This window comes from Undibacterium cyanobacteriorum (genome assembly GCF_031326225.1).
GTDB lineage: Bacteria > Pseudomonadota > Gammaproteobacteria > Burkholderiales > Burkholderiaceae_D > Undibacterium > Undibacterium cyanobacteriorum.
On record NZ_CP133720.1, the window covers coordinates 3,320,650 to 3,345,877 of the forward strand.

14 protein-coding genes and 2 tRNA genes are annotated in these 25,228 nt (G+C 48.7%); all 16 read right to left on the reverse strand.

The genetic code is table 11. The features are described from left to right. Positions 1 to 75 precede the first annotated feature (75 nt). Entirely contained in the window at positions 76 to 2,718 is a 2,643-nt protein-coding gene (locus RF679_RS13955; protein ID WP_309481245.1) for a glycoside hydrolase family 31 protein, read from the reverse strand. A 41-nt stretch (positions 2,719 to 2,759) separates the two neighbouring features. Beyond that, complete coding sequence (locus RF679_RS13960) at positions 2,760 to 4,550, reverse strand: alpha-amylase family glycosyl hydrolase (protein ID WP_309481246.1); 1,791 nt, start codon at positions 4,548 to 4,550, stop codon at positions 2,760 to 2,762. A gap of 158 nt (positions 4,551 to 4,708) precedes the next feature. Continuing rightward, a complete protein-coding gene (locus RF679_RS13965; protein ID WP_309481247.1) occupies positions 4,709 to 6,037 on the reverse strand; it encodes an MFS transporter in 1,329 nt (442 codons plus the stop codon). Between the two features lie 59 nt (positions 6,038 to 6,096). Further along, positions 6,097 to 7,296 carry a cation:proton antiporter gene (locus RF679_RS13970; RefSeq protein WP_309481248.1) on the reverse strand — a complete coding sequence of 400 codons (1,200 nt, stop codon included), beginning with the start codon at positions 7,294 to 7,296 and terminating at the stop codon, positions 6,097 to 6,099. 34 nt (positions 7,297 to 7,330) lie between these two features. Then, positions 7,331 to 8,857 (reverse strand): tryptophan halogenase family protein, encoded by a 1,527-nt coding sequence (locus RF679_RS13975; protein WP_309481249.1) that lies wholly within the window; start codon positions 8,855 to 8,857, stop codon positions 7,331 to 7,333. 166 nt (positions 8,858 to 9,023) lie between these two features. After that, entirely contained in the window at positions 9,024 to 11,849 is a 2,826-nt protein-coding gene (locus RF679_RS13980; RefSeq protein ID WP_309481250.1) for a TonB-dependent receptor, read from the reverse strand. Between the two features lie 718 nt (positions 11,850 to 12,567). Further along, positions 12,568 to 13,182 (reverse strand): hypothetical protein, encoded by a 615-nt coding sequence (locus tag RF679_RS13985; RefSeq protein WP_309481251.1) that lies wholly within the window; start codon positions 13,180 to 13,182, stop codon positions 12,568 to 12,570. An 89-nt stretch (positions 13,183 to 13,271) separates the two neighbouring features. Then, entirely contained in the window at positions 13,272 to 14,732 is a 1,461-nt protein-coding gene (locus RF679_RS13990; RefSeq protein WP_309481252.1) for a Ppx/GppA phosphatase family protein, read from the reverse strand. Positions 14,733 to 15,088: 356 nt separating this feature from the next. Next, positions 15,089 to 15,961: a class I SAM-dependent methyltransferase gene (locus RF679_RS13995; RefSeq protein WP_309481253.1), complete on the reverse strand. Its 873-nt coding sequence runs from the start codon at positions 15,959 to 15,961 to the stop codon at positions 15,089 to 15,091. A 168-nt stretch (positions 15,962 to 16,129) separates the two neighbouring features. Continuing rightward, entirely contained in the window at positions 16,130 to 17,458 is a 1,329-nt protein-coding gene (locus tag RF679_RS14000) for an MFS transporter (protein WP_309481254.1), read from the reverse strand. A gap of 40 nt (positions 17,459 to 17,498) precedes the next feature. After that, positions 17,499 to 18,476, reverse strand: coding sequence for a PfkB family carbohydrate kinase (locus tag RF679_RS14005; protein WP_309481255.1), 978 nt, complete (start codon positions 18,474 to 18,476; stop codon positions 17,499 to 17,501). A 39-nt stretch (positions 18,477 to 18,515) separates the two neighbouring features. Then, positions 18,516 to 20,543 carry an alpha-amylase family glycosyl hydrolase gene (locus RF679_RS14010; RefSeq protein ID WP_309481256.1) on the reverse strand — a complete coding sequence of 676 codons (2,028 nt, stop codon included), beginning with the start codon at positions 20,541 to 20,543 and terminating at the stop codon, positions 18,516 to 18,518. Positions 20,544 to 20,717: 174 nt separating this feature from the next. Beyond that, positions 20,718 to 23,021 carry a TonB-dependent receptor gene (locus tag RF679_RS14015; RefSeq protein ID WP_309481257.1) on the reverse strand — a complete coding sequence of 768 codons (2,304 nt, stop codon included), beginning with the start codon at positions 23,019 to 23,021 and terminating at the stop codon, positions 20,718 to 20,720. A 578-nt stretch (positions 23,022 to 23,599) separates the two neighbouring features. Beyond that, the gene (locus tag RF679_RS14020; RefSeq protein WP_309481258.1) at positions 23,600 to 24,634 is read right to left on the reverse strand and encodes a LacI family DNA-binding transcriptional regulator; all 1,035 of its coding nucleotides are present in this window, start codon (positions 24,632 to 24,634) and stop codon (positions 23,600 to 23,602) included. Between the two features lie 250 nt (positions 24,635 to 24,884). Further along, positions 24,885 to 24,960: transfer RNA gene (locus RF679_RS14025), tRNA-Lys, on the reverse strand. A 140-nt stretch (positions 24,961 to 25,100) separates the two neighbouring features. Further along, positions 25,101 to 25,176, reverse strand: a tRNA-Lys gene (locus RF679_RS14030). Positions 25,177 to 25,228: the final 52 nt, after the last annotated feature.

Sequence of the window (25,228 nt, forward strand, 5' to 3'; positions counted from 1 at the left end):
CCAAACACTGATCCCCTTCTTGATCAAGCCCTCTCAACGAGCGCTTAAGTCATACGTTGCTCACATCCAAATTCGCTACCAGGCCAGTGTCATGCGGCTAGGTTTACCAGCTTGTTCGAGCACATGCAATTGCATGACTTTCGTTTGCGCATCCCACTGGAAAGTTTGGCTTTGGCCATTCAGCTTCACTGCACGGGGCGCGTTTTCAATATGGTGCAACACCAGCGTTGTCTGCCGCGTTTGTCTTAATTTTTCGGGCACTGCTTTACCTAAGCTCGGTTTGATTTCGATATGAAGCTCTTTTGCTTTCGCATCGAACTGCGCTTTAAATTGACTCAGGCGATATTGTCCTCGTTCCCACGCCTGACGCGTCAAGCCATCATCTTCGTATAGGCTGGCCTGACTACTCTTCACACTCTGATCATGATAGTAATGCAGCTCCAAGCGACTACCATCATCCCATTGCGTGCTTTGCAGATGCAAATCAGCGGGCAACAAAGGAATCAAAGCTCCAGCTCTGACAAAGGTTGGAATATGCTCCGGCACTAATTGAAGGTCGGTCGAACTCCCGCCCAAGTAAATCTGATCGGTGTAAAAGTCGAACCAATTCGTATCTTTCGGGAACTGAATTTGTGCTGTTTTTTGACCTGGATTCGTCACTGGCTGGACTAAGAAATCTTGACCCCACAAATAACTACTCGCATGCTTTTGCAATTGAGGATTGTAGGGCTCGTTAAACATCAGTGGGCGCATCAATGGCATGCCAGTCTGGCTATTTTCAAAGGCCAAGCTATAGTTGTACGGCAGCATACGATAGCGCAGCTCAATCGCTTGGCGCGCCAAACCCTTCGCGTTTGACGAACGGAAAATCGGCTCTGAAGGAACTTCTTCTTGTGCATGTGGACGGAAGACCGGTTGGAACACTCCGTACTGCAACCACCGCGCATACAGCTCATCATCTAAATTGGCACCGGCAAAGCCGCCCAAATCAGAATGCATGTAAGCCAAACCTTGCATACCCATTTGCAAGGCAATTTCCATTTGGCTGCGTAATCCGCCCCAAGTGCGATTGACGTCACCAGACCACGGAATCAAACCGAAGCGCTGCGAACCAGCGGCACCGGATCGCATCAAAATGAATGGCCGGGTCTGCGGAAAATCTTTCGCATAGCCTTCCGCAACCAAGCGCGCCCATTCATGTCCATATACGTTGTGCACCTGATCAGCCGATGCGCCTTGATGTTGTAGCGCGCTTGGATGCACTTCGGGTTCACCTAAGTCACCCCACACCCCAGCGGCGCCTTGATTGGCCAGATCTTTGTAGATATTCCAAAACCATGTACGGGCTTCAGGTTTGAAGACATCAATTAATCCGGTGTTACCGAAGTAAAAATCGTAGGTGAACGGTTTCGCCTGAGCATCGGTTGCGAGGATGCCTTTTTGCACCGCTTCTTGCCAGCGTTGTGAAGTAGTGAGAATAAAGGGTTCAGTAATCAGCACGGTTTTCACACCCTGCTGAGCGAAGTCCGCCATCATGCCGCGCGGATTTTTGAAATTATCGGGATCAAAAGCAAGATTGCCCATCGTTCCCTTAATGTCTTTGCCGAACCAATATAGATCAAAAATAATCGCATCGACTGGGATTTTTTCGGCACGGAATTGATCCACCACCTTACGTGCTTCATCTTCGGTGTGATAGCCGAAACGGCTGGCGAAGTTACCAAAGGCCCAACGCGGCGGCAATGGTTGTTTGCCGGTCAGCCCCACATAATTTTGAACCAAGTCCGACCAAGTCTTACCAGCGATGATGTGATAGGTTTTGCGCCCACCGATCGTATCGTAATTCAAACTATTATCGTGTTGGCTATCAAGATCAAGATGTCCGATCGCGGCATTATCAAAATGCAGAGCATACAGTTTGGATGAAAATACCAAAGGGATGCTGTAATTCATCTGCTGTGAACGTTCTTCGTAACCGTAATGCGCCTTATTGTAGAGTGGCAAGCGATTGCCACGTCTATCCATACCGAGCGCGCGCGCACCTCCACCATACAGTGCCTCTTGCGCATCCAGATTAAAACTCAAGCGTTCGCGATTTCGCGTCAAATTAGGATCAGCAAAGTCTTGCTTCTCACGAATTGTTTGATAGCCCAACTTTTCTGAAGTCAGCGCTTTATCGCGGTAGTAGTAACGAATTTGAAAAGGATTCTTACGTACTTCGACGCGCAAACCCTCGCTTGCATATTCAATCTGCGTGCCACTCTGTTTAAACTTTAGTTTGGTCTTCTGCGGCTTCTTTACCACTGCAAACGACTGTGCTGTGAGCGCTGATGAAACTGGAATCGATCCATCCGCTGCGAGCTCTGCACGTGGGAAGAAACTGGTCTCGAACACTTCATTCGAATACGGCGTGATACGGATGACACCATCATTGGTCTTGATTTCTAGTCGATCTTTGTGTTGCTGCACTGATTCAAAACGACGTTCCACATTTTGCGCGTGACTATGTTCGCTGAAAAGCACACTGAGACTGAGGGCCATGACACTGAAACTCACTGCCGCATTGGACTTCCGTGATCGACCAATGGCAAGAACCATTTCACGATGTTCGTTTCGCTTGAGGCCTGAATTCACATCACTCTGACTCATTAGATTATTCAACTTCATTTGCACTTTCATCTCCATCACGCTCGACGACTCTATTGATTGCAACACCATACCCACTCCACACACACTTCACACACACATTGTTGTGGCATCTACTCTGCGCTGAGTAACAAAACACTCAATCGACCATCAAACTCTATTTTTCCTTGGCGCACCACAGAGCGTGCGCCGCTATACGCATCGCGTACGACTTGACCATCCTTAAACTGTCCCGCAGGAATCTGGTGCTTCGCGCCTGCACTCGGCTTGATCAAGTCTAAGGCTACGATGACATAGTCTTGTCCTGAATCAGACTGCCAATCACGCTCAAACACGTAAGGCTGTTGCGACAACATGCGATGCCGCCCCATCCCAATGGCTGGATGGGCTTGTCGAAAACGGCCCAATAACTGCCAATGATGTAAGACGTCTCGATAGCTGATCCCCGCTTGTTCAGGCAGCGGTGCGTTGCTGTGCAATTGATCCCAATTCATGAAAGAACGCAAGACCGCATCACCTTGCGCTTGTGCTTGAATCAGTGAACGGGCAGTCTCATCACCGTAATAAATTTGCGCAGCGCCGGGTGCTAGCAGCAACTTATTGGCCGCTTCGAACGCATGCTTGCGCGCAGGATCATAGGGCTTATCATCATCATGGGAGCTGATGTAATTGAGGACCGAATAGGGTTTCAACTCACCTTGCAACAATTGATCGTAACGCGCGAAAACCGTTTCATAGTCACGCTGGGCCGCAAACTTCAGACCAAAGTTGATCATGCTATCGAAGCCGTTAGCGTAGTAATTGATGCGATCACCGCCATCCATATGAAACTGCAAGCCATGCTCAATATCGTAGTTATAAGCTTCGGCCGTCATGAAAAAGGCATCCTTACTCAGGACTTTCTGCGGATGTTGACGCTTCCAATCTTCGAACGCCGCGCTCGCATTGTCTTTGAGCTCTTTCCATACTTTCGCTTCCACGTGCTTGACGGTGTCGACTCGGAAACCATCAATCCCGTATTTACGCACCCAATCTGTGTGCCACTTCATCAGGTAATAGCGGGGTGCACGCGGATATCCGGTACGCTTGAAAAAGTCATCAAGCTCTGCTTGCTCTTTCTGCAGGCGTCCTTCGTTCTTCCATTTTTCAATTAAGAAGGACGGTAGCTCTACTGCTTGATCACTTTCCGTGAGGAAGTCAGGGAGATTTTTGACCAAGGTACATTTGATCGCGCCATCGGCATTTTTGTAGTCGCACTGTGGTGTCGTTCTCACCCAATCATTGGGCCATACTGCATCAGTCTCAGTGACCGGCCCCGTGTGGTTCATCACCACATCGAGTAAGACGCGTATTCCGTGGCGGTGTGCGGTCTCGACCAAAGTCTTAAAGTCAGCTTCGCTACCAAGGTTGGCATCGACTTTCGTGAAATCACGTGCCCAATAACCATGGAAACCATACGATTTACCGGTGCCCTCATCGGTACCAGCGTGAATCTGCTCGACTGGAGGCGTAATCCATAAGGCATTGACACCGAGTGCATCGAAATATCCCTCTTTGATCTTTTCAGTCACACCTTTCAGATCGCCACCCATGTATCCGCGCAGTGGTGCAGCATCTGCACGACGTCCGTAGGCTAGGTCATTCTTCTTATCGGCGTTATTGAAACGGTCGGTCAGCAAGAAATACACTGTCGCATTCTTCCAATGAAACGGCGCAGAGTTCTTGGCAGACGTTTTAGCTTGTGTTTTATCTAGTGCTTTACCTGCCGTTTGATGCTTTTCAGATGTCGTTGCGAATTTTGGCGCAGCGACTGCATTCGATGTGCCACCATTCGCTAGCAAGATCAACAAAGATGCCAACACAGTGAGGCGAGGTTTAATCGATAGTTGGGTAGACGAAGACATGGGAATACCGCTTTAAAAAATGAACAGGGTTCGGCCATCAGCCAACACAAAAAACAGGCGTGAGGTGTGACGCGCAAGCAGCCCTAGGTGCTTACGCGTCTCGGTTCAGAAGCCTCACCAGCTAAATCAGCCAAATCAGCCAAATCAGCCAACGGCAATCAAGAAGCGACTGGCTCAGCATCATCGCGTACGATGAGGGTCAACAAGCCCGCCAAAACCATGCATGCACCACCAAGTACCAATACTTTGCCAGACTGATTAGCGAAATACAGTTTCAAAATCTGACCGAGCACCACACCCGCAATAATTTGCGGGATGACGACGAAGAAGTTGAACAAGCCCATGTAGTAACCCATCTTATTGGCAGGTAAAGATCCTGCCAAAATGGCATAAGGCATCGTCAATACACTCGCCCATGCAATACCGACACCGACCATCGACAACAACAGCATTTGTTTGCTCGAAATGAAGAAGATGCTGATCAAGCTAATACCGCCAATCACCAAGCAGATCAAATGCACCAATTTACGGCTAGTGAACTTGGCTAACCAAGGCAAAATGAACGCTGCTATTGCGGAAACGCCACCGTACATCGCAAACATAATGCCAACATAATTACCTGCTTCTTGGTATGCGGCCGACTGTGCGTCGGTGGCGTGGAATACACCTTCTGCAATCGATGGAGTGGTGTAGACCCACATCGAGAACAAGGCAACCCAAGTAAAGAATTGAACCACCGCCAACTGCACCATGGTTTTCGGCATCTTGAAGAACCCGCCCAAGATTTCTTTCATGGCGTTGACTAAGCCTTTGTTTGCTGCGCGCTCAGCTTCGAAGGCTTGCATATCGGACGGTGCATCTTCAGTGCTAGTCAATACCGTCCACAAAACCGCGAAGAAGTAGACCGTACCGCCAACGTAGAATGAGAATTTGACTGTATCTGGAATCGCGCCACCAATCGATTGGTTGCTGACTCCGAGATAGTCGGTAAAGATAGTCGGCAACAAGGAGGCGATGACGCCGCCGCAACCGATAAAGAAAGTCTGCATCGCAAAGCCAGTGGTCTGTTGGCTGGCCTCGAGCTTATCACCAACGAAAGCACGGAATGGTTCCATCGATACATTGATCGAAGCATCCATCAACCACAGAGCAATGACCGCCATCCATAATGCCGAAGAGTTGGGCATCATGAACATGGCGATGGAAGCTAACAAGGAGCCAATAAAAAAGAACGGACGACGACGGCCCCATTTCGGATGCCAAGTGTTATCGCTGAGATAGCCAATCACTGGCTGCACTAAAAGGCCAGTAATCGGCGCTGCCAACCAGAGGAAAGCAAGTTTATCGATATCCGCGCCAAGTGTCGCGAAGATACGGCTGGTATTCGTGTTTTGCAAAGCAAAACCAAATTGAATACCAAAGAAACCCACACTCATATTCCATATCTGCCAAAAACTGAGGCGGGCTTTTGTACTGGTTGCTTGCATAGTCTTTCCTTCTTTTTTCCGGGGGGGAGTTAAACAGAGATCAAATACAAATTAAGGTTTTAGGTGCTGCGTCCAATGAGCTCACGCAAGCGGGCTAATTTCGGTTGCACGATGGGAACGGTGAGCATGGTGCTCGCGATTGCCATTAACAAAAGTGCCGTAAAAGTTGCATCCGTAATCACCGCTTTATCGAGCAAAATATTGGCAAAGATGATCATGATCAAAGCTTTGGTTTGTAATAACCACGCGATGATGCTGGCTTCACCTTTTTGCCACTTCAAGATTTTTCCAGCCACTTGAACACCGACCCATTTACCACTAACGGCGGCAACCAAGAGTGCTGCCGCAACGACAAATACTGTTGCACCACCCAAAGTCCAGTTGGTCTTGAGGCCTGTACTCAAGAAGAAAACGGGCATCATCACCAACAAAACATGGTGACGCAACAAGTCCATTTTCTCTTGGTCAAACCATTCGGCATCCATGACCGCACCAGCCAAGAAGGCACCCACCATAAAATGCAAACCTGCCCAATCTGCAGTGAAGGCACAGATGCCCAACCAGATCAAGGCCACGAACCAACGGTCACGCTCTTCAAGTTTTTGCATCAATAGGCGGAAAGCGTAAGCAACCACGCCAAACGAAAGCAGGAAAATCGCTTGTCGTCCTACGCGAGTCCAATCTAACATAATCAAGGCCAGCACACCCCAGATGGCAATGTCATCTAAGCTGGCATAGCGTAAGATGCGTTGCCCCATCGGTTCGCGCAAAATATTGAGCTTTTCCATCAGCAGAATTAAGATGGGGAGCGCAGTCACTGCACAAGACATGCCGATGCCCAACACAAACTGCCACGACATCGCGTTCACTCCCATCCAACCCTGCATTGGCACTAAAGCCAAGGCCACTAGCGAACCAAAAACCAAGGGAACGGTCAAGGCTAAACCCGCTGTGATTCCGCTTTCGCGCTTATATTCCCAAGCCTTACGCAGATCCAGTTCAACCCCTGCAATCATGACAAACAACATCACTGCCCACCAGGCAATGCCGTTGAGTGACTGCACTATGGTCGGTGCAAAGACAAACTTATAGACTTCAGGAAAGGCGTTTCCCAAAACGCCTGGGCCTAACAAAATTCCCGCAATAATTTGCACTACTACTAGGGGCGCATAATAGTCGGTACGTCCCACGCGCCAAATCAAATAGGGCAACGTGAAAATCACTAACATCGCTAGTAAAAAAATCTCCGTATTACTCACTAAATCTCCCCTTTAAGAAATGAGTAATAGCATTCTACATGCGTGGCGCAGCACAGTGTTTCGCGATATAAGCGGCATGATCAGGCATCACATCGACACACTTTGCGATCACTTGACGCACGCTTTCTAAATATTCCAAAGTCCCCTCTTCGCTCTGCAGATCGACGAGAGGATGATAGCCTTCGATCGGCATATTCTGTCCTTCAAGAACTTGTAGCCAACCGATCTCAGCGAACAACTCATCATCAACACGCAATAAGCGACCACTGGCACGGTACATTTCCATCTTGTGTGTGAGCGTATCGGGGATCGCCATCTCTGCACAGTTTTTCCAGAATGCAGAGTCTTCACGTTGATTCAGTTTGTAGTGCAAGATAATGAAGTCACGAATACGCTCGAATTCGAAGCGGCTTTGACGGTTATATTCTTGAATATCGATAGGATTGAAAGCTTTGGACGGAAAAAAGTTAATCAAACGCGCAATCGCCGTTTGAATGAGGTGGATACTGGTCGACTCAAGCGGCTCCAAGAAGCCACTGGCCAAACCGATTGCCACCACATTTTTATTCCAAGCCTGTTTGCGCGTACCGGTCGTAAATTTAATCAAGCGTGGGTCGGCTAGGGCCTTGCCATCAAGATTGGCAAGTAAGGTCGCTGCCGCTTCATCTTCACTGGTGAACTGGCTGCAAAACACATGGCCATTTCCGATCCGATGTTGCAGAGGAATACGCCATTGCCAGCCCGCTTTGTGTGCGATTGAGCGTGTGTACGGAGTCAGCACTGGAGCCGACTCACAAGGTACCGCGAGGGCGCGGTCACAAGGTAACCAATGCGTCCAATCTTCGTAACCCGTTTTCAAGGTTTGCTCAATCAAAAGGCCACGGAAGCCAGAACAGTCAATGAACAGATCGCCGGCGACACGAGTGCCGTTTTCTAGCACCACGGCCTCAATGAAACCATCGCGTTCACGCTGCACCACCTGAGTAATTTTTCCTTCGGTTCGAACCACACCGCGCGCCTCGGAAAATTTGCGCAAATACTTTGCATACAGGCTGGCGTCGAAATGATAAGCGTAAGTGATTTGATTCAAAGGAGAATTGGGAACACTCAAATCAGCAGGCATGAATTTATTCTTCTTCGAAGCCATGCGTGTGATCGAATACTCTTCGAGCTTACCGACCTTGCCCTGCATATTGTATTTCTGCCAGTACTGATCGAAGCGTACGGTCCACATCTCTTGACCGATGGTTCCAAAACCATGCATATAGCGATCACCCAGTTTGCCCCAGTTCACAAATTCAATACCGAGTTTAAAGGTACCCTGGGTCTCACGCATAAACTCGTTCTCGTCGATACCCAGAATTTGGTTGTACCGTTGAATCATCGGAATGGTTGCTTCACCGACGCCGACAATACCGATCTCATCAGACTCCACTAGGCGAATCCTATACTTCCCTTTTAAGACGGTGGCCAAAGCAGCCGCCGTCATCCATCCGGAGGTTCCGCCGCCAACGATGACAACATCTTGAATTTGTTCTGTACTAGGTGTTTCAGTATTCATTTCACTTCTCATTTCTAAAAAGAATTGACGGAAAACCACATCATTACTCTACCGCGATTACGCTTTTCCGTGAATTCTCTTTTCCAGCACATCACAGTATGAAACTAGATGCACAGGTAAAAAAAAACCCCTGCCATGCTGCGCAGGGGTTTTTAACGGTCTCACATTAGAACTTGTAGTTCGCGCCAAACAAATAAGTTCTACCGTAAGTAACTTTATTTGTGATGACGTTAGGATCTGTGTTGTACTCTTGGAACGGTGTGTTGTTCCAGTTGTTTGCTTGGATCAACAAGGACAAGCCTTTCAAATAACCAGTCTTGAACTCGTAAGATGCTTGCAAATCAACCAGCGTCTCACCCTTCACCATAGTCAACTGCATGTTGTCTTGGTAATCGCTTACTTGACCCAAGAAGTCAGAGCGCTTACGAGCTGCCCATGCAAATTGGAAACCATCTTTTTCATAGTACAAACGCAAGTTCGACACTTTCTTCGACAAACCTGGCAATGGGATGTTCGCAGAGGAAACCGCTACGTTACTGAAACCGAAGCCTGGCAATGTGATCTGACTGTTTGTATCAGAGTGATTCAACATCACACCGAAACCGTCCAAGTAGCTCGTCACCATGTTCAATGGGATGTTCAAGGACATTTCGAAACCAGAGATCTTACCGCCTTCGCCGTTACGTGGTGCAGTCAACAAACCGATCGTCGAACCTTTGTATGCACCAGTCAATGGCAATGGTGTATTCGCACTCACGAATGGTTTGTAATCAAACGTTGTTGGTGAACGGTAGATGTAAGTATCCAAAGATTTGTAGAAACCAGCGATACTGAAATAACCTTTGTTACCAAAGTATTTTTCATACGATACGTCCAAAGCTTTCGCCAAGAACGGTTTCAAGTTTGGATTACCACCGCTACCTGTCAAGATCGGATTGTTGCCTTGCGTGGTTACGCCGAACTGCTGACTTGCACGCATGTCGTCCATATTGGCACGGGACATTTGCTTAGCCAAACCAACACGAACAAAGTTTTCGCCACCAAAGTCAAACGATACGTTCGAGCTTGGCAATACGTTTGAGTAGCTCGTACCCGCACCCACTACATGAGATGGGCAAGTCGCTGCTGTGATACCGGTACAGAAAGCCAAGTCAACTTGGTTACCTGTAGAGAATTGGTTAGTGTGAACGAATTGCAAACCTACGTTACCACGGTAAGGAATACCGCTGATATCGCCGTCCAAGTCACCCATTGCATAGGCAGTCGTGACCTTTTCATGCACACCCCAGTCTTTTGCCAACACAGATGCGTCAACCCATTGTGCCAAGTTGTAGATGGAACCCAAAGAACCTTCAGGATCAAACGAGACGATAGGCAAACCTGTTGTACCTGCTACACCCACTGCTGAACCAGGCACAGTTGCTGATGCATAACCGCCAGTACCTTTCACAACCAAACGACCTTCTTGACCAGAGCGGATTTTTTCACGATCTGTGTAGTTCACGCCGAAATGCGCCTCAACGATTGGACCCCATTGAACGTCGCGGCTTGCCACTGCGCGGAAACTTGTCACTTTATCGTCCACCGTTGGCAGTGCAACATAACCAGCTTGCGGAGAGTTAGGACCACCACCCCAACCGTCAACGTCTGTCAACAAAGCAACGCTGCGGTCGCCATAGTTCAAAGAAGTTGTGTACTTAACGTCGTTGAAGTTACCGCCATTGAAGCCTGTGTAGCTGATCGAACCCAAGCTCGCTGCATTGCCTGGTTGACCAGCTGTTGTCTCATAACGAGATGCATCTTTTCTTGCTTTGGAGTAGGACAGATCTGTGTTCAACTTCCAATCATCGATCTTCATATCGGTATTCCAGCCGATCGATTGGAATTTATCTTTCGCAGATTCTTTGTGGTTACGTACTACGCCTTTGTAGTTACTGAACGTACCTGAAGTCGCGACACCATTGGAGTCGATCGTTGCGTTAGTCAAAACGCCGTCTGGATCATATCCACCAGCAGAACCAGCAACCGCACCTTCCAAACCTGTCTTCTTCAAGCTGTTGCTGCCTGCCGAGTAGAACATGTCGATGGTCGATTTGAATTCTTTACTTGGACGGTATTGCAAAGTAACGGAGGCACCATCGCGATCACTTTGGCTTGTTTCAGTATCCGCACCGAAACCACCAATGGTTTTTACTTTCTTGCCTTGGTAATCAACTTCTGGACTCCAACCGCCCCATGTATTAAAGCGTTGTTGCGCGCCACCATCTTCTTTGAACTTGGTGAAACCAATTGCCAAACCGATCGTGCGGTCAGCAAATTGATCAACATAAGAGAAGGAGTAACGATCACCAGTACCTTCGGAAGCTGTCTTCACGCCAGTACGTTGCTTACGGTACGCGGCAGAGATCACTTGCTTACCGAAATCCAATGGCTTCACTGTATTCAGATCGATCGTTGCTGCCAAACCTTGGCTCACCAGAGATGCGTCTGGTGTTTTGTAGATCAAAGCTGAACCCATCAATTCCGCTGGGAACAAATCGAATTCTGGCGCACGTGCATTACCAGTCGAAGCTTGTTCACGACCGTTCAACAAGGAACCGTTGAAAGATGGTGCCAAACCGCGAATGCTGATATCAGCAGACTTACCAGAAGAACGGCTACGTTGCGCAGTGACACCTGGCAAACGCGCGATAGATTCAGCCACGCTGGAATCTGGCAACTTACCAATGTCTTCAGCAGAAATCGCTTCAACGATGGAAGTAGAATTTTTCTTCAAGGAGATCGCCGCTTCGATACCACGACGAATACCGGTCACAACAACCGTGTCAGGTGCTTGTTCTTGCGCGGCTGGTTTTGCTTCTGCTTGTTGTGCGTAAGCAGTGCCAGAGCTCAAGGCAAACATCACAGCACAACCCGCTGCGATTGGGGTTAATTTCAACACAGCACGGTTCAGGTTGAATACCTGTTGCTGCTGACGGCTTTTCTGGTCCATACAAATCTCCAAATATTTTTGTGAGGCTCAAAATCCAAATTGGGGGGGGAGGTGTTAACAACTACTTTCGTTTCATCTTGCTACCGAATTCGATTTGGTGCAAAAAATACAGCCAACTAAATTCTTGGGTCTAGTTTGTATCAAAACTAAATCGCATGTCAACCATAAAAAAAGCGAATAACTGCATAAAAAACCCTTCTCTCTCTAGAGGAATATTGAATGGCGTGGCAGGAAAACCACAAAAACAACAACTTTTTAAATGTAGTCAAACTACATAAAACAAAAATCCTTAACAACATTTCACTAAAAAATTCAAAGCGCTTTGTAAATTTTCCCTGATTTTTCTCAAAGCGCTTGCAAAGCTTTTTCGGCATTTTTCTCAAAGCGCTTTAAATATTGAGGCGAAATCGCTTTAAAAATCCTAATACCAGCCCTCGATAGATCAAGATAGTCGCAATATTGCCCCAGACAATGGGGTAAAAGATTTACAGAAAATAGAGCAACACAACAATACCAGTTGCTTTTTAAGCACTAATTAAGGGTATTGTGGAGGTCGATTCAATTACCTCGACTCGCTACGAAGACTCCACTCATCCGCAAGGGCGAAAAAAAACCACGACTCTGCTGAGCCGTGGCTATCTGTGTTATGCCGCCAAGAAGTCACTCAGGGGCTATCCGAATACTTCTTCAAATTAATTCTTCAAATGCCTGATTCAAATTACTTATTCAATTTCGGGCGTCCCGCCTTGAGCTCCGGTAGGTTTTCCAGTTGCGCTTGAACTTGATTGACGTCCAAGGTTTTCAAAAGCGCCAAACCAATTCGTAGAAGTTGACTCTTCTTCACTTCTACACCCTTACTCAAACACTCCTTTTTCACTTCACCAAGAACCGCATATTCAGACTCTGGCATCGTAAAGCTATCGCGCACGAGCTTTTCCTTTTTCTGTTTCAAGGTTTTCGTTGACCCAGTTTCTTTTGCCGCAGCATGCTTCTTGAGATCGGCCTTCGTGGCAGATCTCTTCATTGTTGACTTCTTCAGTTCCACTTGTAACGCATTTGATTTCTTCGCGCCCTGCTTCGCTGGCGACTTCTTCGCGTCAATGACTTTTTCCACGGCCAACTTCGCTGTACTGAGGATTTTCTTCTCGGAGATGACCGTCGGCTTTACTACATTCGTCGCTTTCTTAGTTTTCCCCGCCGCGCTAACAGAAACAGGCGCTGCCGTCGTTTTAGCGCTTGAAGTTGACTTTGCTCTTGGGTTTAAGCTCGCCTTCGCTTTGGAGCTTGCAGCGCCCTTCGCTGTTACGTTAGCCATTTTTTTTGAAATCACCATATCTACTCTCCTCTTAAAAATCGTATAAATGATTTATACCATAAATTTTCTCGAGAAATATGACATCGCATCCACCAATTCCACCAATACTAAGAAGGATTAGCGCGTACCACAAAATCCACCCCCACCTCACGCCAGACTTCAATCTCCTTTTGCAACCAATAGGCGACGGTTGGATGCAAGTCGACCCATGACTGCGTCAACTCGAGTTCAATCCCCCGCTTCATCTTGATCCGAATATCACTCACATCTAACACGATTTTTGTGTGCATAAAGGTTACCGCTAACCGGAGTGCCAGCACCGCTTTCGTAAAATCAGGATCGCCCAAAGCATCGCCTAATTTTCGCAAATTCCCCTTTTGGCTCAACACTAAACGACTCATCAGCTTCTGTTCACGCGTCGTAAAACCGACGATATCGGCATGCTCCACCAAATAACTACTGTGTTTATGAAATCCTGTATGCGAGACCGCGAGACCGACCTCATGCATTAGGCCGCTCCAATACACATAACGCTGCAACTGCTCGTTAGTCGGTTTGAGTTGAGTAAAAATCAGCTGCGCGAGTTCAGCAGCGGATTTAGCACGCGCCATATCGGCTCGGAATAAATCAAGAAAATCATGGACCGCTTGATCACGACGATCGCGCTTACTCGAACGTAATTGCAAATCCCACATCACGCCCATACGCAAACCCGCTTCGATGGGCTGCATTACTTGAATGTTTAGCTCTTGAAACAGACCGATCAGTATTGATAAACCACCGATCACCATGGCGACGCGTTCGGGCTTAATTCCAGCAAGATTGAGTGCATCAATACGCCCTTTTTGAATACAATAGTCACGCAAGGCCAATAGTTTAGGCAAACTGACCTCCGCATCGCCAAAACCATTCTTTAACAAGGCGTCCGAGATGGCGCGCACCGTACCGGACGAGCCATAGGCATTACGCCAAAATTCAGGCTGGAAGCCTGACTTCGCATCCTCGAGAATCGAGCGCACGGATAAGACTGCGCTATCAAAACCCGCAGCCGTAATGACACCGTCGGGGAAATACACGGAGCTATGCTTCACAGTCCCCATGCCAAACGACTCTACTTTGGCGATTTCATGACCGCGACCAAGAATGATTTCCGTCGAACCACCACCAATATCAATCACCAGGCGACGTTCGGTCGGAATAGCCAAGGTGTGCGACACGCCTAAGTAAATTAAGCGTCCTTCCTCCTCGCCGGAGATGACTTCAATCGGATGACCGAGCGCTGCTTCAGCCATCGGCAAGAATTCGGCAGCGTTCTTGGCAATACGCACCGTGTTGGTAGCCACGCAGCGCACTTCGATGTCGTCATAGCTCGCCAATAGTTCTTTAAAACGCTGCAAGCAAGACACTGCACGGTCCATCGCCTCTGGCGTCAGGCATCCTTTGTTATCAAGACCCGCACCAAGGCGAATCGGTTCGCGAGCGCTTTTGAGCACCCGCATGGTCTGCCCATCATGGCTACCAATATGCAATCGAAAACTATTTGAACCCAAATCAACCGCAGCAAACATAAAACTCCTCAAACGGTTCTGGTTAATTGACTTGACCGCACTTCTCCCGCAGTCGACAAGCTCGTCCAAACATCATAGCTGATGCAAGAACCAGTTCACAAACAAACTGTGGCGAACGTCTTTTTTCCGTTGCAATGGACGACGCTGTGACTCAGCATGCTGAGAATATCACGCAGCAGCGGGCACTTGTGCACGCTTCAAATTTGAATGAGCCACTCAACGTAGGGCCCGATATTGATATAAACGATATTAATCAATTTCGATGACAAGTCGATGACGACGATAGTCTCGTGCGAGCACGCAGAGAAACGGGATTTGGTGACTTAAGGAAGTTGGCGACGTAAGCGAGCTGGCGACTAAGCGAGTTGCGTAAAGAACCGCTTCTCCAGTGACTGTAAGCCAGTCGTATCGAGAATTTCCGCTAAGCGTCGCGCCGCCTTACCGCTCTTTTGGCCTTTATATTCAGCGATGATGAGTTCGTTCTTCATCGAATGCTCCCAGCCGACCAATTCGGTGACACGCACTTGGTAGCCGTGCGATTCCAACTGCAAACAGCGCAGCACATTGGTGATCTGGCTACCGAACTCACGCGTATGGATAGGATGACGCCACAATTCCGATAGAGGATTATTGCGTACCGCATCGCCTTTTGTCTTACGCAATTCTGCTGCAACTTCGGCTTGGCAACATGGTACCAGCACCATGTAACGGGCTTTCTTCTTCAACGCGAATTCAATCGCGTCGTCGGTCGCCGTATTGCACGCGTGAAGTGCGGTGACGATATCGATTTGTTCAGGCAAAGCTTGCGAACTCGTCGACTCGGCCACGGACAAGTTCAAAAACTCCATCCCTGGGAACGCAAGACGCTGTGCTAACTCACGTGAACGCTCTACCAACTCATCGCGTGTTTCAATCCCATAAATCTTTGACGCGCGCGCTGGGCTGTCCGCTTCCGCACTTGCAAGCATGGGTTTGAAAAACAGATCATACAAAATAAATCCCAAGTAAGACTTACCCGCTCCGTGATCAACCAAAGAAACGCGCGATTGCGCGTTCATGACCTCTTGCATCAGCGGTTCAATGAATTGATATAAGTGATAGACCTGCTTGAGCTTACGGCGGCTGTCTTGGTTCATCTTGCCATCGCGCGTCAAGATATGCAGCTCCTTCAGTAGTTCTAAGGATTGACCGGGACGGATCTCATGCTTTTCTTGGGCGTTGGATTTCATGGCGCTGCTTCTGGATGATGGACGATCGCCAAGTTCAACATGTCAAACAACAGGCTTGGCGTCACAGGAAGTAAAGCGCCATTTTACTCGAAGTACCAAGGCAACACAAAAGCACCGCCCTCCGCCGCATCATGCAGGATAAGGGACTTAGCTCGAATTATCTGCAGACTAAGTGGATTCCGCACCCACTTGTTTGTTCGTCTGATATTTAACAAACAAGACACTCAAGGCCGCACACAATAGCAAAGCACCTGCAAGTCGGATGACATTCTCAGGGCTTGCACCGAGCACACTTCGGTACAACAATGGCAAGGTGAAGATTTGTATGATCATAGGAATCACAATGAACATATTGAAAATCCCCATGTAGACACCGGTGCGCTCTGGCGGAATCGAACCCGCCAGCATGATGTAGGGATTTCCCATGATACTGGCCCAAGCCAGTCCCATACCCAACATCGCGATGTAGAAGTAAGCGCTATGATGGATGGACGGTATCGCCAACAAACCCAGCCCCGCTGCACTCAAACACACTGCATGCACGCGCTGCGGCCCCCATTTTTGTGCAAACGGTACCAAGGCGAAGGCGGATAAAAAGGCGATAAAGTTATAGAAGGCGCCCAACTGGCCATTGAGCAAACCCGCATCGCGGAATCCAGCGGAGCTCGGATCACTGGTGTCATACACCGTCTTTGCCAAACACAGCACAATGTATTGCCAATAGCAGAACAAGGCATACCATTGAAATAGCTTCATCAAAGCCAGCTGTTTCATGGTCAAAGGCATCTCTTTGATGGCAAGCCAAATTTCTTTTAAGGTCGCGCTAGCATCTCGTGGTTGGGCTTGAATCGCGGCCACTTCCTCGGCTGTCAGCGGAATTTCAGGCGTGGTTTTCAAAGACCACAACACCGAACCCAGCGAAAACACCGCACCGATCAGAAAAGCCGCCATCACGATTTGCGGGATATGGTTGCTTCCCACCGCATCTTTATTCATGCCTAAAAATACGAGTAAGGAAGGCGTCAGATAGGCCAGTGTTTGCCCCAATCCGGTAAAGGCACTCTGCGTCAGGAAGCCTAAAGAATGTTGATGACTATCGAGACGGTCACTAACGTAGGCGCGATATGGCTCCATCGTGATGTTATTGGCCGCATCTAAAATCCACAGCAAACTCGCCGCCATCCATAAAGTCGGACTGTAGGGCATCGCCAATAATCCGAGGCTACATAAAATCGCACCGATCAAAAAATAGGGAGTCCGGCGTCCCCATCTGCTGACCGTCTTGTCGCTCATGGCGCCAACGATAGGCTGCACGATCAAGCCCGTCACCGGACCGGCCAACCACAAATAGGGCAAGCTTGCCTCGTCAGCACCGAGATAACTATAGATCGGACTCATGCTGCTTTGCTGTAGTCCGAAGCTAAATTGAATTCCAAAAAAGCCGAAATTCATATTCAATATCTGCCAGAAACTCAGATGTGCTTTTTTCGAATTCATGGTCTCGCTCCTGCGTACTTTTGCGTAGATGAAAGTGGATTCAAGGCCAAGCTTGATAGAACTGACGATCAGGGGCAATTGCGCCGCGTACACCACAAATCGCCGTAGCGAATTGATGCGCTTGACTCAAGACTCGATCGAGCTCGCGATTGGCCAACCAACCACGAATAAAGCAAGCGCTAAAGGCGTCACCAGCGCCAACGGTATCGCACAAAGTCCAATTGGCTGGCATCTGCAATGACGAACCAGCGTGACCAAGGTTGGTAAAAACTGAGCCTGATGCGTCAAGATAAAAATAACCGGCCTCCCCCAGCGTCACAATCATCGCTTGCATCATGTACTCCGCCATCACCGCGCGACAAGCCTTGGTGAGACTGCCCGCTTCAAGCTCAATCGACTCCGGATAGGCCACTGGCAAAGCGTGTGCCAGGACATAAACCAACTCGTCCTCATTGAGTTTGACGATGTCCGCGTAACTCAGCGACAGCTGCACCGTCTCGAGAGTGAACTGCGCCTCGCGCAAATTCAGATCAAGAAATTTCGTACTGCCTTCACATAAATCAGACTCAAGCAATGCCAATAGGCTGGCGCGCGATCCTTCCTGCCTTTGAATCAAACTACCGAAATAGACAAGATCGGGCGGATATTCAGGAAACTGCTGCGCCACCACGGTCATCACTTGGTCGCCATCAATATAGTCATACGCCTGTTGCTGCATAATCTCGAAACGATGCGTAGGTCCATCATGTGCATCACCGTCGCCACTACCCATATGCACGACCACGCGACCAGTCGGATAGTGCGGATCGATTTGTACACCCTCAGTCGCCACGCCATATCGCTCACATTCCTGCAAAATCTGGCGACCATGCGCATCGTCTGCAATCCGCGTGATCATCAGATTTTCTACTCCCAGTAATGCCAAGCTGCGCGCCACATTGAAGGGTGCGCCACCAATCACACTTTGGTCGGGAAAATCATCGACCAGCGCTTCACCAAATATCAAACAATTCTTCATCAACCTATCCTTTGTGATACCGCATCAGCGTACAGACTATCAAGCATAAAACCAAATCGCACTATACGGTGCAATTTTGATCTGACGCTCCGCGTCATACCATGCCGAATCTGGGTCGAGGCTATGATGACGCCTTTGCTGCAAATCGTACTCACTCGATGAGTTTACAAGGCCTGCGGAACGCATACCTTGCTGCGCAAGCTCAGCAGCGATGATCTGCTCGTTCTCTGAAAAATTAAACAAGCAAAATACATCCTGGTGGTGGTCAGCCTCCGAACGACGGCGAACAAAACCCAACACCGCGGGATTGTTCAAATTCACCACGTGGCGTGAGGCGTGCGCAGCCAAGGCAGGAAGAGCTCGACGTTGCTGTATCAGGCGTCGCAAATTCTGGAAAATTTCCTCACTTACCGTGATGTTCGCATCCGCGCTCTGACCATCATCATGCCTTGCACGCCGTACAGCCTGCACATCAAAAAAGGGGCGCTGCAACCAACGCGCATCGTGACGACGTTGAGGATCATTTTGGTAGTCGAGCTCATTGGTTTGCCCAAGTTCATCACCCATGTACAACAAAGGCATACCGCCGAAGCTAAACGCTAAGCTATACAACATCAAGAGGCGTCGCACGGCCATTTCATTACCACGCAATTCTAAACCGTGCACACCACATAAAGAGGCAGCCATGCCGACCGTACCATGCACCGCAGTCGGATCACTGGCTTGAAAACGACGACCATCGGCAAAGGAATTCTCCTCTTCTGAATAAAAATTCGACGCCGCTTGCAAGCGTTGCAGCGCACTGGTTTTTACACCTAATTGATCGGCCTTCGTCTCATCTGCATTTCGATCTACATTTCGATTCAACTCAGCACGCAATACATTCCAACCGATATCATCGTGACAGCGCACATAATTGAGCCAGGTCGTTTGTTCAGGTAGTGATGGCGTGTTTTCAAAGACGGCAAGGAGCGCATCATTTCGCTGTTCCGCCAAGGCGACCCACGACGCTGCCATTAAACTACTGTGATACGCAATATGGCATTCCTTGATCTGTTTTGCACTATCGCCGAGATAAGGGGGTAAGTCTGCTGTCGGCACAATCGCTTCTGCCTTCAACAAAACAGCTGGACACACCATCTGCACCACCGCGCGCATGGCTTGCAGGATCCAGTGCGCCTCCTCTTGATTCATGCAATTGGTGCCGAGCCGCTTCCAGAGAAAGGCCGTCGAGTCCAAACGAAAAGCTTCAATGCCCCAGTTCGCCAATTGCAACATGGCTTTCACCATCTGCAGCAAGACTTGTGGATTGGCATAATTTAAGTCCCATTGAAAGGGATAAAAAGTCGTCCAAACCCAACGCTGAAGACCGGGCACCCAAGTAAAATTACCAGGCGCGGCTTGAGGGAAAATTTGCCCCAAGCTTTGCTCATAGCGATCGGGTATTTCTCTGTTTTCAAAAATATGGAAGAACGCTTGGTAATCAGGGTCACCTTGTTGCGCAGCCAAAGCCCAAGCATGATCATCCGCAACATGGTTCAAAACCAGATCTGAACACAGGGAGATGCCGGCAGCGCGCAAATCAACACACAGTTGCCGTAAATCGTCCACTGTGCCGAGTTCCGTTTGCACTTCCTCAAAACTTGAAACGGCGAATCCACCATCATTCTCACCGGCACGGGCACGCAAAAATGGCAGCAAATGCAGATAGCGTACGCCCAGCTCTTGTAAGTGCGGAATCCGATCACGCACTCCATTCAAGTTGCCAGCAAAGCGATCCACATAGGCACAGTAAGCCAGCATATCTTGCTGACAAAACCAATTGCCATTGGCGGCACGCTGGCGATCGAGTTCGATCAATTCGTCAGCACGTTCGAGTAGCGCCTGCTGCAGGGCGCCTTTCATATTGGCGAGCAGTGTTGACGACTGCGATTCACCATAAATGCGCTGCAAACACTGTTCGAGCGTCGCCCCATGCGCCGACCAACGCTGATCGAACAGTGCTGTGCGATCTAAAGCGAAGTTGGATGAATCGACGTTTGAATGAGCGGCAATCATAATAGGCATGGATCGGGGTGCAGCAAAGAAAGGGGAAGTCATCATCTACAACTTGATTGAAATACAGGCATGATGACTTCGCCTCAAGGCTGGAAAAGCGAAAACTTCAAAAAATATTTTTGCTCTGAGCGCGAGTAGAACCGTCGCTATCAGCAACAGTTCCTGCACTCGGAAACCGACTTATTAGAAGGAATACGTCAAACTCGCGCGAACGCTGCGGCCATTGATCGAGCGTGCTGCATGGCCATCGCCTTCCACTTCGGTATAGCCAATCTTATTGAACAGATTATTGGCATTCAAAGACAGCTTAACGCGATCATTCACTTGGTAATTCACGAAGGCATTGACCACACTGAAACCTGGCAAAGTCAAGGTATTAGCATCGTCACCCCAAGACTTGCTGGTTCCTATCCAACTTGCACCCAAAGTGATATCACCGAGGTTGTAAGTCGGCGTCAGTTGATAAACTGTGCGCGCTTGACGACGTGGCGTTTTACCGATCACCGACTTATCATTCGCACCAACGATTTCAGCATTGGTCAAGGTCAGACCACCATTCAATCGGAAATCACCAAGACGATAACTGGCTTCCACTTCCACACCTTTTGCATCGTAAGAATTGGCGGTGAATTTTTGCGTCGTTGCTTCGAAATTCGACTCATCCGTTTTGGCGTGGAACAAAGTCACGAAACTACTCAAGTCACCACTCTTCCATTTCACGCCAGCTTCCGTTTGCTTCACGATATTCGTACTGATCGGTGTCGTGCCATCGAGCGGATTACCAAACATGACGCGGTCGGCATTGAAGGCAATACCGTCACTAATACGGGCGAACACAGCAAGATTTTTTTCGATCGAATAGTTTGCGCCCACTGAGTAAGATGTGTGGCTGACGGAGTAATCAATCGTCTTCACATTGGCTTGACTGTAGGCTTGACGTACCGCTTGGTTATAAGTGCCACTGGCATCTTGTTGATCACGACGCACGCTCGCATCAATATTCAATGGACCGGATTCAAAGCCGATCGCTGCATAAGGCGATGTGGTTTTGTATTGCGCATCAATCGCACGGTTACAGCATCCGCCCCACACATCGGTACCTTGTGCTAACAAGCCAGGTGATCCTGCAACTGTTACGGACGAATTCAAGAGCGCAGGTTTGTCACCAGTCGCCTGCAATAAGTAGTGGTTAAAGTTCCATGTCAATGCAACGTTTTGCAATGAAGTGAATAAGCCTGCCGTGAAAGTTAACTTCCCATCCGCGGTGGTGATGCTATTGCTAGCCCGTAGATCATTCACCGTACTGCCGAGATCATCAATCGACGTATTAAACACTGCGGCAGTGAACGCTGCACCGGTATAGGCCTTGCCTGCGTTCGGGCCGGTCGCATAGGTCATATTCTTTTGCGCATTGCCATTATCCGCTGGGAAGATCGAAATGAAGCGGCCTGTGTTGGTCGATTTACGGAATTTCTCATCCAAGGTCCAACCACCACCGAGATTCAAAGAGGCTTCACCACCAATCGCATTGGTCGTTACATGGAGTCCATCATTGATGTTAGTAGCAATGCGATTATTGTTTTTATCGAGCACGATATCTTTGACCCAATACGGAGAGTAGAAGCTCGCTTTGCGTGGATCGATGCCGACGATTTCGCTGATATTGCCATTAACCGTTTTGACGGGCACCGGCATATTCATCGGCGTTTTATCATCGAGGTGTTTGAAGCTCAAACGCACATAACCATTGTCGAGTTCACGCGTGATATTGGCGCGCAATTGACCGCCATCTTCGCCAGTCATACCAGCTGGTCGTGAGCTATCACCCACACGATAGAAGCCTCCAATAAACATCCGTGTTTTATCGGAGATCGCAGCGCCGTAATCGAAGTCATAGCGCGTTTGATTAAAATCCAAACCTTTGCTGATACCGATGCTGCCACCCTTTTCTTTACCGCTCCGCGTAATGAAGTTGATGATACCGCCCGGTGCATTAGTCGCTAAAGTAGAAGCAGAACCTCCACGCACTACCTCTAAATGACTCAAACCACCATCGGCACGGACGTACATATCTGGCGTCACGAAGGCCACGTCACCAAACAAGATAATCGGTAAGCCATCTTCCTGGAACTGTACGTAGCGTGCGCCACCCGCTGAAATCGGCACGCCACGTACAGTCAAGTTCGCGTTCCCCTCCCCCCCGGAAGATTCTGCACGAACACCTGGAATCGAACGCAAGATTTCCGCCGCATTAGTCGGCGATGCTTGCATGATTTGATCAGCTTCGAGTGTACTGATAGCGACACTCGCCTTCATTTTTGACTTGCCGATTGGTGAACCCGTGATCACCACCGTATCGAGGTTCAGCCCATTCTTATCTGCTGTGCTTTGCGCTGCGGCACCATTATCTTGAGCCTGTACGGCCATCGACAACATCGCCAGGGCGACGGCTACACTCAATTTGCGGGGTTGATTTGGCATACTCATCTGTGTCTCCTTAGAATTTTTTCGAATTAATCACACCTAGTTTTAGATTCGGTTCAGTAACACTGACAAGCGAGCACTTTTGGCACACTGCTGACGCTTCATTCCTCAAACATGCGGCCCATCAATCCGCATTCAGAACTTAACAAACATAGCTTTGCCGATTACCGATGGAAGCCATTATGTGTGCTTTTTCGGCTTTATGCAATCGATTGCATAAACTTTCTATAGTGCGCCGCATATAAGCCTTAGAAAAAAGCTCGCATTCAGCGCGAAAAGGAGTATCCTCGATCAGCTCCCGATCTTACTCAGAATTCCTTACAAGATAAGGACAAAATCATTATTAAACAATAGCTTACGATAAAACTAGGATGATGATGCAAGCCCCAAAAAGGGTGAAGACAAGTATGAATTATTGCATCGCACCAATTTGCACGATTTTCGACTGTGGCAATCATGCAATTGCCTGCAAACCGCATTGCAAACGGTTGCATAAAATAAGAAATGAGCATGACTTGCGAGCTCGCATCTAGCAAGCAAGCACGCTCAACATGGGCATTTTGGAGGGATCTAAAAAAGACTTAACTCGATTGCCGCGCAACCAAGGTCGTTTCGAGCAATTGTGGACCAGTCGTGTTTTGTTCTGACAAGGCTAAGACTGCGCTAACGAGCGCCTCACCAGCCGCCGCAATTGGCTGCCGTATGGTGCTTAAGGGAGGATGAAAATAACGCGCCAAAGCGATGTCGTCGTAACCAACCACTGCCACGTCCTGCGGCACCGCCAAGCCACTTGCGCGAAATAAGTTAATGGCGGTCATCGCCAACAAATCACTGCAAGCGAAGACGGCGTCGAAAGTGACGCCACGCGACAGTAAAGTTTCAACAGCCCAGCGACCACCCTCTTCAGTAAAAGCGGCAGACAATACGAGATTAGGATCGACCGCCATGCCAGCCGCTTGCAAAGCTTGGCAATAGCCCTGATAACGGTGCGCTACTTCCGGCAGTTGCGTATCACCAAAAAAAGCAATGCGTTTTTTGCCCGCATCGATCAGATGCTGACAGGCCAAGCGACCACCAGCCACGTTGTCACTACCAACCGTCACGTAAAGCTGCTGCGGTATTTGCGCACCCCAGACCACGATAGGCACTTTGCGCGCCGCCATTTGATTGAGTTGATCATGATGGCGCCACTGGCCGATCAGAATCACGCCAATCGCACGGCCTGTATCGTAAATTTGCGCTGCCGCATCGAGCTCTTCCGCACTCACGCGCGTCAACAACATATCGTAGCCACGCTCAGTCAATGCATCGGCGATGCTACCGATAATTCCCAAGAAAAATGGATCAGAGAGGTGCTGATGACTCGCCGTATCAAACGGCACCACCACCGCAACCGTTTTATTTTGCTTCAGCCTTAAATTCTGCGCGCCGACATTGATCGAGTAGTTTAATGACTTCGCTAAGGCTTCGATGCGTTGACGCGTTTCCTCGCCAATCAAGGGGCTCTTACTCAATGCACGCGACACCGTCGATGTTGAAACACCCGCCAGGCGCGCGATATCAGCCATTTGTAGGCGGCGCTGATCTTTGGATTCGGAAGAAGCTTTCTTAGTCATGAAATTTCGAAACGGTGGGCACAATTTTGAACACGAGCACACATGTTCAATGACGCTCGATTATAGTGTAAGTGCGAATCATCGTTACAGCTTTTAAGCACCTCAAACCTACGACACCAAATCAGCGCCATAACATCAGCAAGCCAAAGCAAGCAAAGGCTGGTGCAAACAAAAAAGACTAAGAGGGAATTTGCGATTCAAATGTTTCGGACGAAAAAAAAAGACTTGGCAAGCCAAGTCTTTTTTATTTTGGTAGGCCGTGCGGGATTCGAACCTGCGACCAACGGATTAAAAGTCCGCTGCTCTACCAGCTGAGCTAACGACCCAAAACTTTTTCAGTTTATTGCATTACTTACTGCATTACTTATTACATTAATTTATCACGTCATTTCAAAGCAAAATACTAAGATTTCGTGACAAATAAAAAAGACTTAGATTTTCACCTAAGTCTTTTCCACTGAATTCGTGGTAGGCCGTGCGGGATTCGAACCTGCGACCAACGGATTAAAAGTCCGCTGCTCTACCAGCTGAGCTAACGACCCGAAAGAACGAAATTATAGAATGATTCTATGATACTGTCAATTCCATAGCCAG

Excerpts from the sequence above, each read along its gene's own strand:
- RF679_RS13955 (WP_309481245.1), bottom strand. The coding sequence starts at position 2,718 with ATGGTGTTGCAATCAATAGAGTCGTCGAGCGTGATGGAGATGAAAGTG.
- RF679_RS13960 (WP_309481246.1), bottom strand. The coding sequence starts at position 4,550 with ATGTCTTCGTCTACCCAACTATCGATTAAACCTCGCCTCACTGTGTTG.
- RF679_RS13965 (WP_309481247.1), bottom strand. The coding sequence starts at position 6,037 with ATGCAAGCAACCAGTACAAAAGCCCGCCTCAGTTTTTGGCAGATATGG.
- RF679_RS13975 (WP_309481249.1), bottom strand. The coding sequence starts at position 8,857 with ATGAATACTGAAACACCTAGTACAGAACAAATTCAAGATGTTGTCATC.
- RF679_RS13980 (WP_309481250.1), bottom strand. The coding sequence starts at position 11,849 with ATGGACCAGAAAAGCCGTCAGCAGCAACAGGTATTCAACCTGAACCGT.
- RF679_RS13985 (WP_309481251.1), bottom strand. The coding sequence starts at position 13,182 with ATGGTGATTTCAAAAAAAATGGCTAACGTAACAGCGAAGGGCGCTGCA.
- RF679_RS13990 (WP_309481252.1), bottom strand. The coding sequence starts at position 14,732 with ATGTTTGCTGCGGTTGATTTGGGTTCAAATAGTTTTCGATTGCATATT.
- RF679_RS13995 (WP_309481253.1), bottom strand. The coding sequence starts at position 15,961 with ATGAAATCCAACGCCCAAGAAAAGCATGAGATCCGTCCCGGTCAATCC.
- RF679_RS14000 (WP_309481254.1), bottom strand. The coding sequence starts at position 17,458 with ATGAATTCGAAAAAAGCACATCTGAGTTTCTGGCAGATATTGAATATG.
- RF679_RS14005 (WP_309481255.1), bottom strand. The coding sequence starts at position 18,476 with ATGAAGAATTGTTTGATATTTGGTGAAGCGCTGGTCGATGATTTTCCC.
- RF679_RS14010 (WP_309481256.1), bottom strand. The coding sequence starts at position 20,543 with ATGCCTATTATGATTGCCGCTCATTCAAACGTCGATTCATCCAACTTC.
- RF679_RS14015 (WP_309481257.1), bottom strand. The coding sequence starts at position 23,021 with ATGAGTATGCCAAATCAACCCCGCAAATTGAGTGTAGCCGTCGCCCTG.
- RF679_RS14020 (WP_309481258.1), bottom strand. The coding sequence starts at position 24,634 with ATGACTAAGAAAGCTTCTTCCGAATCCAAAGATCAGCGCCGCCTACAA.